Raw genomic sequence first — 2518 nt, forward strand, 5'->3', positions numbered from 1 at the left:
CGCCGAGGCCGCGTCCGTCCCGGTCGAGCGCGCGTTGCGGTCGCGGCTGGGCGAGCGGTTCGGCGGCGCCTGGTACGACGGCGGGTTGAAGGTCGGCGTCGTCGACCCGGTCGACGCCGCCGCGGTCCGGGCCGCCGGCGCGTCGCCGGTGAAGGTCGCCAAGAGCGAGAAGTCCTTGCTGGACGCCAAGAACGCGCTCGACCGCGCCCAGGTCGGACCGGACGTCCACTCCTGGTACGTCGACCCGGCCACCAACTCCGTGGTCGTCCGGGCGCGCACCACGTCCGCCGCGCGGGCGTTCGCGGCACAGGCCGGAGTGGACGCCCGGTCCGTCGCGTCGGCCGACGCGCCGCGCCCGCTCTACGACATCCGGGGCGGCGACCAGTACGTCATCAACGGCAACACGTTGTGCTCGGTCGGGTTCTCGGTGAACAACGGCGGGTTCGTCACCGCCGGGCACTGCGGCGGCACGGGCAGCCCGACGTCGGGCCACAACGGCGTCAGCCAGGGCACGTTCGCCGGGTCGTCGTTCCCGGAGAACGACTACGCGTGGGTCCGCACCAACAGCAACTGGACCCCGACCCCGTACGTGAACAACTACGCGGGCGGCAGCGTGGCCGTCGCCGGGTCGCAGGAGGCGGGCGTCGGCGCGTCGGTGTGCCGGTCCGGCCGGACCACGGGCTGGCGCTGCGGCACCATCCAGGCCAAGAACGTCACGGTGAACTACTCCGGCCGGCTCGTGCACGGCCTCACGTCCACCACCGCGTGCGCCGAGGGCGGCGACTCGGGTGGCGCGTGGCTCGCGGGCAACCAGGCGCAGGGCGTCACGTCCGGCGGGTCGGGCAACTGCTCGACCGGCGGCACGACGCTGTTCCAGCCGTTGAACGAGATCCTGGGCGTGTACGGCCTCCAGCTCACCACCACCGGCGGCGGCAGCACGAGCCGGATCATCGGTTGGCAGGACAAGTGCATCGACGTGCCGAACTCGAACGCCGTCGAAGGCCAGCGGTTGCAGCTGTGGGACTGCAACGGCACGGCCGCGCAGAACTGGACCTTCCCCGGTGACGGCACCGTGCGCGCGTTCGGCCTGTGCATGGACGTGGCGTGGGGCTCGCGCGACAACGGCGCGGCCATCCAGCTCGCCCGCTGCTCCGGCAACCCGGCCCAGCAGTTCGTGCTGAGCGGCGCGGGCGACCTGGTCAACCCGCAGGCGAACAAGTGCGTCGACGTGACCTCGTGGGGCGGCAGCGGCACGCCGTTGCAGCAGTGGGAGTGCACCGGCGGCGCGAACCAGAAGTGGCGGCGCGGGTAGCCGTCGTCGCGGAACGCGACGGGCGGGTGCGCACCACGCGCACCCGCCCGTCCGGCGTGCGGCGGCGGGCGTGGTCCGTACATTTGAGCCGGACAGAGGAGGTCCGGATGACCACGCGCGCGCTCGACCGGTCCGGCGCCGTGCCGCTGTGGCGGCAGTTGCAGGACGACCTGGTCGCCCGGCTGCGGTCCGGGGAGTTCGCGGCGGGCTTCCCGGGCGAACTCGCGCTGGTGGAGGACTACCGGGTCAGCCGGCACACCGTGCGCCAGGCGTTGCAGCGGCTCCGGGCGGACGGCCTGGTGGTCGCCGAGCGCGGCCGGCAGCCGAGGGTGAGCCCGGCGGCCGACGTGGAGCACCCGCTGGACACGCTGCACAGCCTGTTCGCGTCGGTGGAGGCGGCCGGGCTGGAGCAGCGCAGCGTGGTGCGGGTGCTCGACGTGCGGGCGGACGGCGTCGTCGCCGACCAGCTCGACCTGGAGGGTTCCACGCCGCTGGTGCACCTGGAGCGGTTGCGGCTGGCCGGCGGCGGGCCGCTGGCGATCGACCGGGTGTGGCTGCCCGCCGACCTCGCCGCGCCCCTGCTCGACGCCGACTTCACCCGCACGAGCCTGTACGCGGTGCTGGCGGAGCGGACCGGCGTCCGCCTCGACCACAGCCGCGAGACGATCAAGGCCGTCGTGCCGACGTCCGCCGAGCGCGCCTTGCTGGGCTGCGGCCCGGACGTGGCGTGCCTGTCCATCCACCGGCTCGGGCGGGCACGGGGGCGCGCGGTGGAGTGGCGGCACACGCTGGTGCGGGGTGACCGGTACGCGGTGATCACCGAGTCGAAGGCCGCTCGCCTCGGCTGATTGTCCGGACATTGCGCAGGTCACGCCCGGCCGGCATTGCCCTGCGGCCGCTGACCGCCCTAATGTACGGACATATGAAGCCGGGTCGGACGCACGTCGGGACGAGCAGCACCAGAGCCACGCGGTGACGGCGCTGGTCCTCGCGCTGGTCGCCGGAGCCGTCGTCGGCCTGGCGCTGGGCGCGCTCGGCGGCGGTGGCAGCGTGCTCGCCGTCCCCGCCCTGATCTACCTGATGGGGTTCAGCCCGGACGAGGCCGCCACCGCGAGCCTGGTGATCGTGGTCGGCACCTCGGCGACGGCGCTGGCGGCGCACGCCAGGGCCGGCGCGGTCCGGTGGCGGCTCGGCGCGGTGTTCGCG

General features: G+C 74.3%; 3 protein-coding genes. All 3 read left to right on the plus strand.

The window, feature by feature from the left end; all coding sequences use genetic code 11:
• On the plus strand, nucleotides 1-1312 hold a 1312-nt coding region (locus ACFQ3T_RS35920), incomplete at its 5' end, for a ricin-type beta-trefoil lectin domain protein (RefSeq protein WP_380730507.1).
• 107 nt (nucleotides 1313-1419) lie between these two features.
• Nucleotides 1420-2160, plus strand: a complete 741-nt coding sequence (locus tag ACFQ3T_RS35925) for a GntR family transcriptional regulator (protein ID WP_380730509.1) — start codon at nucleotides 1420-1422, stop codon at nucleotides 2158-2160.
• 124 nt (nucleotides 2161-2284) lie between these two features.
• A partial coding sequence (locus tag ACFQ3T_RS35930; protein WP_380730511.1) for a TSUP family transporter occupies nucleotides 2285-2518 on the plus strand: 234 nt, incomplete at its 3' end.

The sequence above is a fragment of the Saccharothrix hoggarensis genome (genome assembly GCF_042678885.1).
Lineage (GTDB): Bacteria > Actinomycetota > Actinomycetes > Mycobacteriales > Pseudonocardiaceae > Actinosynnema > Actinosynnema hoggarensis.